At 65.0% G+C, this 6,848-nt stretch carries 6 protein-coding genes; 5 read left to right on the forward strand and 1 reads right to left on the reverse strand.

Features of this window, described 5'->3' with window-relative positions; all coding sequences use genetic code 11:
• Positions 1-38: 38 nt before the first annotated feature.
• From ACX80M_RS05595 to ACX80M_RS05615, 5 genes are all read left to right on the forward strand, one after another.
• A complete protein-coding gene (locus ACX80M_RS05595; RefSeq protein WP_252601146.1) occupies positions 39-1,187 on the forward strand; it encodes a 5-(carboxyamino)imidazole ribonucleotide synthase in 1,149 nt (382 codons plus the stop codon).
• Positions 1,184-1,762 (forward strand): 5-(carboxyamino)imidazole ribonucleotide mutase, encoded by a 579-nt coding sequence (gene purE, locus ACX80M_RS05600; protein ID WP_058929643.1) that lies wholly within the window; start codon positions 1,184-1,186, stop codon positions 1,760-1,762. The genes ACX80M_RS05595 and purE overlap by 4 nt, the downstream gene beginning before the upstream one ends.
• Positions 1,763-1,772: 10 nt before the next feature.
• Positions 1,773-3,422: an LCP family protein gene (locus ACX80M_RS05605; RefSeq protein ID WP_252601011.1), complete on the forward strand. Its 1,650-nt coding sequence runs from the start codon at positions 1,773-1,775 to the stop codon at positions 3,420-3,422.
• Between the two features lie 87 nt (positions 3,423-3,509).
• Positions 3,510-4,760 carry a mannose-6-phosphate isomerase, class I gene (manA, locus tag ACX80M_RS05610; protein WP_252601008.1) on the forward strand — a complete coding sequence of 417 codons (1,251 nt, stop codon included), beginning with the start codon at positions 3,510-3,512 and terminating at the stop codon, positions 4,758-4,760.
• 3 nt (positions 4,761-4,763) lie between these two features.
• Positions 4,764-5,738 (forward strand): lipid II:glycine glycyltransferase FemX, encoded by a 975-nt coding sequence (locus ACX80M_RS05615; RefSeq protein WP_252601005.1) that lies wholly within the window; start codon positions 4,764-4,766, stop codon positions 5,736-5,738.
• A gap of 152 nt (positions 5,739-5,890) precedes the next feature.
• On the opposite strand, the gene ACX80M_RS05620 is transcribed toward ACX80M_RS05615, so the two are convergent.
• On the reverse strand, positions 5,891-6,328 hold the full coding sequence (locus ACX80M_RS05620) for a hypothetical protein (protein ID WP_252607813.1): 438 nt from the start codon (positions 6,326-6,328) through the stop codon (positions 5,891-5,893).
• Positions 6,329-6,848: the final 520 nt, after the last annotated feature.

Below are 6,848 nucleotides of genomic sequence, written 5' to 3' on the forward strand. Positions count from 1 at the left end.
CAGTAATCGGCGTAGTTGGCGGCGGCCAACTCGCGCGCATGATGGCTCCGGCCGCTACCGCCCTTGGCTTTGAACTCCGTGTCCTGGCTGAGGCTGAGGACGTTTCAGCCGTGTCTGCTGTGTCCACTTCACCGGTGGGTGACTACAAGGACCTCCAGACTCTCCTCGACTTCGCGGCCGGCCTGGATGTCATGACGTTCGACCACGAACACGTCCCCACGGACCACCTCCGCGCGCTTTTGGCCGCCGGCGTGAATGTCCAGCCCGGTCCGGACGCCCTGCTTAATGCCCAGGACAAACTGGTGATGAGGGCTGCCATCGACAGCCTTGGGCTCCCAAACCCCATCTGGGCTGCTGTCGCTGACGTCGCCGCGCTCGTGGACTTCGGCGAAGAAACGGGTTGGCCGGTTGTCCTCAAGATGCCCCGCGGCGGCTACGACGGAAAGGGCGTGCGGATCATCGACTCCGCCGAGGCCGCCGAAGAGGCTGCTCCGTGGTTCGAGGCCATGAGCCCGCTCCTCGCCGAAGCCAAAGTTGAGTTCAGCCGCGAACTGTCCGCGCTGGTGGCGCGGACCCCGGGCGGCGAAGCGAGAGCCTGGCCGGTGGTGCACACTATCCAGGTGGACGGCGTCTGCGACGAAGTCATCGCCCCTGCCCTGGACATCCCCCTCGAGGTCGCCGCGGCTGCGGAAGACGCGGCACTGCGCGTCGCCACGGAACTGGGCGTCACCGGAGTCATGGCGGCGGAACTCTTTGAAACACCGGGCTCCGGCGTCGGCTTCCTGATCAACGAACTCGCGATGCGCCCCCACAACACCGGGCACTGGACCCAGGACGGTTCGGTTACCAGCCAGTTTGAGCAGCACCTGCGGGCGGTCCTGGACCTGCCGCTGGGTGCCACCGACATCCTGGGCCCGGTAGTGGTCATGAAAAACTTCCTGGGCGGCGACAACCAGGATCTGTTTTCCGCCTACCCGGCCGCCCTCGCCAGCGAGCCGGCCGCCAAGGTCCACTGCTACGGAAAATCAGTGCGTCCGGGACGCAAGATTGGCCATGTCAACCTCGTAGGGACCTCCACGGATGATGTGGACTCGGTCCGGCAACGCGCAACCCGGGTGGCGGCCATCATCCGCGACGGCCGGGTTCCCACCGAAGAATCAGCACGGATTTCCGAGGAGAACGCATGACCACCGAAACCACCACCGGCACCGTCCCCCGTCCCATCGTTGGGCTGGTCATGGGCTCAGACTCGGATTGGCCGGTCATGGAGGCCGCCGCGGATGCATTGGCTGAGTTCGGCATCCCCTTTGAAGCCGATGTGGTCTCCGCACACCGGATGCCCACCGAAATGATCCGGTACGGCCAGACCGCCCACGAACGCGGGCTGCGCGTCATCATCGCGGGCGCCGGCGGAGCTGCCCACCTTCCCGGCATGCTGGCAAGTGTGACTCCCTTGCCCGTTATTGGCGTCCCGGTCCCGCTTAAGACCCTGGACGGCATGGATTCCCTCCTCTCCATCGTGCAAATGCCTGCCGGCGTTCCCGTAGCCACCGTGTCCATTGCCGGTGCCCGGAACGCAGGCCTGCTAGCAGTCCGGATCCTCGCGTCGGGCACGGACGAACTGGCAGCCACGCTCCGTGCCGACCTCCTGGACTTCGCCCAGGAACTCAACGACGTCGCCACCCGCAAGGGAGCCAACCTCAGGCAGAAAGTCAGCGAAGTCTTCGCCGACGGCAATGGTGTTCTCCGGGGCAGCCGTTAAGGAACCGGACATGTCCAGAAGCGAACCGCAGCAGCCAGCAACCGGCAAGGTCATGACTGATCCCGTCCGGTATCCGACCAGCGCCTCAGCCCCCGTCCGGACCAAACGGGGCTTTGCCCTGGTCCTGATGACCCTTCTGGTGCCCGGCAGCGCCCAGATTGTGGCCGGCGACCGCAAGCTCGGCCGTATTGCCCTGCGCGTCACCCTGACCGCCTGGGCTTTGCTGGCGGTCACCCTGCTGCTGCTGGCCGTGAACCGGTCGCTCCTGATCAATATCCTCACCAATCAGTTTGCCTCGCTGGTGATCATCCTCGTCCTGGTGGCCCTGGCGCTCGGATGGGCGTTCCTGTTCATCAACACCCTCCGGCTGATCCGCCCCGTGCTGCTGGCACCGGCGGCGCGTCCCGCCGTCGGCATTGCCCTGGTCCTGGCCCTGGTCCTGAGCAGCGGCACCCTTGGGTATGCCGCGTACCTGCTGAACGTGAGCCGCAACGCCATCGGCAGCATCTTCGCGGGGGGACCAGAGATCGATCCCGTCGACGGCCGCTACAACTTCCTGATGATGGGCGGTGACGCCGGCGACGACCGTACAGGCAGGCGCCCGGACAGCCTGTCCGTACTCAGCGTGGACGCAAAGACCGGCCAGACAGCCATCATCTCCGTGCCACGCAACCTACAGAACGCCCAGTTCAGCGAAGGCTCGCCCATGCGGGAGATCTACCCGGACGGCTACGACTGCGGCGACGCGTGCCTCATCAACGCCATCAACACCGAAGTGACCAACGAGCACGCGGACCTGTATCCGGGTGTAGCGGACCCCGGTGCGCAGGCCACCCTTGAGGCGGTATCGGGAACCCTCGGAATCACGGTCCAGGCCTACGTCCTGGTTGACATGGAGGGCTTCGCCAAGCTGATTGACGCCATGGGCGGGATCCGAATCAAGGCCGGCGGCTGGGTTCCGATGAGCGGCTACTTCGACGAGGTTACCCGCACTCATGGCATGCCCTTGGGCTGGATTCCCGCCGGTGAACAAACACTCGATGGCGACCGCGCACTTTGGTACGGACGCTCGCGCGAATTCGTCGACGACTACGCCCGGATCCAGCGTCAGCAGTGTGTCCAACAGGCCATGCTCAAACAGCTGGATCCGGCCACGCTGGTGTCCAAATTCGAGGACATCGCCAGCGCAGGCACCAAAGTGGTGGATTCCAACATCTCCTCCTCCCAGCTGGGCAGTTTCGTGGATCTCGCCATGAAGGCCAAAGGCCAGGAAGTCAAACGGCTGACCATCGGGCCACCTGATTTTGACGCATCCTTCTCCACCGTGCCCGACTTTGACATCATCCACGAGAAGGTGGACCAGCTCCTGGCCTCCGCGTCGGGGCAGCCCCAGGCTGCCACGCCGGTCGACGGCATCTTGCAGCCCGCCGCGGCCGGCGGACGGCTGCAGGCGTCCTCGCAACTGCCCACGGCTGCGTTCCTGGCAGCCGGGGGAGTCCGCGCGCAGACTGCCCCGCCGTCGTCGGACTTCACGCCGGTGACCACAACGCCCGACGGCGAGCCGATCACCGAGGCGATGCTGAACCAGCTCAAACGCGAAGGCAACGAACAGGCGCTGCGTGAACTCGTGGCCACCAACGGCCAATGCGCGCCGCTCTAGGCCCGCTGGGCCGTCGCCTGGAAAACCCGGCCGCAGCACGTGACTGCAAGACTACGTAGACCTGAAGACCAAGAATGGATACCGGCTGTGTACGAAATTGAAAACGTCCTCCGCGACTACGCCTGGGGATCCACAACCGCTATCGCCGGGCTGCTGGGACGCCCCGAGTCCGGTCGTCCCGAAGCCGAACTCTGGATCGGCGCCCACCCCGGCGCCCCTTCAATGGCCCGCCGGGTGGACGGCTCCGTGGCACCGCTGGACGCCTTGATCGCCGAAGATCCGAACCATTTCCTGGGCAGCGAATCTGTGGCCGAGTTTGGCCCGCGGCTCCCGTTCCTGACCAAGATCCTTGCTGCCGCGCTGCCGTTGTCCCTCCAGGTCCATCCCAGCATCGACCAGGCCAAAGCCGGATTCGCCCGGGAAAATGCTGAAGGCATTGCGCCCGATGCCACGCACCGCAACTACCGCGATGACAACCACAAGCCCGAAATGATCTTCGCGCTGACACCGTTCGAAGCGCTGTGCGGGTTCCGTTCTCCGGCAGCAACCCGGAAGATTCTGCTCCACCTTGCCGCCTGCTTCGACCTGGTGGAAACCGGGATCCCGCCCCTGCTGGTGGAGCTGCTCGAGGTCCTGGACAACCCGGACGAGGGTGCCGGCCTCAGGACTGCCTTCGAGCGGCTGATCAAGGGCGGCGAAGACGTCTCCCACACGACAGCGATGGTGGCGGCCGCCCTGATCTCCGGCGCTCCGCTGGCACCGTACCAGGCAGAACTGTCCACGGTCATCAGCCTCAACGAGAAGTATCCGGGTGATCCCGGTGTGCTGATTTCGCTGCTGCTGAACAGGATTTCGCTGGCCCCCGGCGAGGCCGTCTACCTCCCCGCGGGCAACGTGCATGCCTACCTGCATGGGTTGGGTGTTGAAGTCATGGCGTCCTCGGACAACGTGCTCCGCGGCGGGCTGACGCCGAAATACATCGATGTGCCCGAGCTGCTGCGGACCATCGAATTCCAGCCGGTGGCAGTCCCCATGCTCACGCCGGAAGTGTCCGGCCTTGGCCAGGAGCTCTACCAGCCGCCCTTCCGGGAGTTCCAGCTTCAGCGGATCGAACTGGCACCCGGCGCGGAGCCGGTGCCGCTGGCCCAGGCGGGTGCCGTCGTCGTTATTGTCGTTGCCGGATCGGTGTATCTCGATTCGCCCAAGGGCGACCTGCAGCTGGCCCACGGGGGGAGCGCTTTCCTTCCCGCCGCGGAAGCACCGGTCAATGTCCACCCGGTGGCCGGTGCCGAGTCCCCTGCCGTTGCCTTCGCCGTGACCACATCCCTGAAGGCCTGAGCCGTGGAATTCTTCCTGCAGACGCCTGCCTGGGCGGATGTCCAGTCGTCGCTTGGCCGCACAGTCCATCAGCAGTCCGGCCCGGGCTGGAGCTTCCTGGCCGTCGAGGAGAAAAACCCGGCCGGAAAGGTCCTCTACGCCCCCTATGGGCCGGTGGCATCCTCCGCGGAGGCGTTCGACGCCGCCCTGGCCGCCCTGGTGGGAACGGCCAGATCGTGCGGCGCTGTGTTTGTCCGGATTGAGCCGGTGTCCGCCGGGCTTGAGATGCCGGCCGCCGCGGAGCTCAGCCTGCGCGGCTTGCAGCCGGCACCCGTGAACCAGCAGCCTGAACTCAGCTGGATCGTGGACCTCGAAGGTGACTTCAAGGATGTCCTCGCCGCGATGAAGCCCGTGAACCGGAACCTCTACCGGAATATCCACAAGAAGGGCGTCACGTTCCGGGCGTCGCAGGACCCGGACGACATCAGGATCCTGCTGAACTTCCTGCACATGACATCTCGGCGGAACGGGTTCAAGCCGCAGAGCGACGCGTACCTGACGCAGGTGGCGGCCTCCCTCATGCCGGCAGGCGCTGCGACGCTGTTCATCGCCGAACTGCACGGCGGTCCCATCGCAGCGGCCTTGGCCTACGATTCCGCGGACACCCGGACTTATGCCCACGCAGCCCTAGATGATACGCACCGCAAGCTCAGCGCGGGCATCCCGCTCCTGGTGACCCTGATGGCGGACGCCAAAGACCGCGGCCTGAAACACGTGGACCTGTGGGGTGTCGCGCCCGCGGACCAACCCGACCACAAGTGGGCAGGTTTCACCGCGTTCAAGAAGTCCTTCGGCGGCCGCGAGGTGGAGTACCCGGGCACCTGGGACCTCCCCGTTCAAAAGCTCCGGTACAACGCGTACCAGCTGGCCCGCAAGCTGCGCGACAAGCTTCGCGCCCTCCGCTCCCCCTCCGCGCGCCCGGCGCGAACGGACACTTAAGCCCCTCACCCCCGCGCGAACTGGCAGCTAATACACTCAAATCCGCTGTTTGGGGTCATCAACTGCCAGTTCGTTCCCACCCGGTGCGGGCCGACGAACCGCTCAGGACCGCCCGCACTTTTTTGACGACGAAGGGCCGATCCCCTTCCAGATCACTCTTCTGGACACGGATTTCTCGCCAGCCCATCTTCAGTCAGGCCCTGCCGCTTGATATCGCGGCGGTACTGGTCAGGATCACGGTGGTGGGCGCCGTCATATTGCAGTGCGATCCGATACTCCGGGTAGGCAGCATCCGGCCAGACCACAGGGTGACCCAGCCCGTTGCGGAGCACAGCATTCAATGTCGGTTCGGGAAGTCCGGCCTGTACCAGTGCCAGCCGCATCAAGCTTTCGGGTGCCGAGTCCGCCCCCACCCTGATCAGATCCAAGGCTAACCTCGCCGTTTTCACCCCGCGCATTCCCGGATACTGACCCACAATGTGCCTCAGGTCGGCAACAGTTGCCAGCGGCTTCCGTGGCATCGGGAAGTCATCTCCATGGCTGACGACAATGGAGTCACCGGCCGCGACAAGATCGTTGAGGTCCAGCATGGTGGCCAGGTACGAGCCGGTGACGTGAGCCGAACGCCGTCGAACGATATGACCTCGCCGGGTTTGAACGACAACTGGTGACCCACAACGTTCCTGCGGCGCGGCTTGCAGCCGTCTGCAGGACGGGCTATGTGGATCCTCCAGTCCTGCTCCAGCCAAGCCGGGAGGCATACTCCGCAAATTCGCGCGCTGGTGGAGTGCGTCAGGACGCAACTGGGGTCAAGGCGGCCCCAGCTGTCTCCGAGTGAGGCCCAGGACCTCTACATCGGCAACAAGAAATGATCCGTGCGGGAGCTGAGGAGGCATGGGCGTCCGGGTCATGCTCCATTGTGGACCGATTCCGGCCTGCGGTTTGCGTTATCCACAGGCTGGGTTACCTGCTGAAACGCGAACTGGCAGCTGATGACGCCAAATCAGGGGCAGAGTCATATGGTCGTTGCAACGCTCTGATTGATGGAGCGTTTAATGGTCAGGTCATTTCCTCTGAGTACCCGCACCGAGTTCATTGACCTTGTGTGTG

The organism is Pseudarthrobacter sp. MDT1-22, from assembly GCF_054511035.1.

Coding starts and splice junctions, on each gene's coding strand:
- ACX80M_RS05595 (WP_252601146.1), top strand. CDS start 39: ATGATGGCTCCGGCCGCTACCGCCCTTGGCTTTGAACTCCGTGTCCTG.
- purE (WP_058929643.1), top strand. CDS start 1,184: ATGACCACCGAAACCACCACCGGCACCGTCCCCCGTCCCATCGTTGGG.
- ACX80M_RS05605 (WP_252601011.1), top strand. CDS start 1,773: ATGTCCAGAAGCGAACCGCAGCAGCCAGCAACCGGCAAGGTCATGACT.
- ACX80M_RS05620 (WP_252607813.1), bottom strand. CDS start 6,328: ATGCTGGACCTCAACGATCTTGTCGCGGCCGGTGACTCCATTGTCGTC.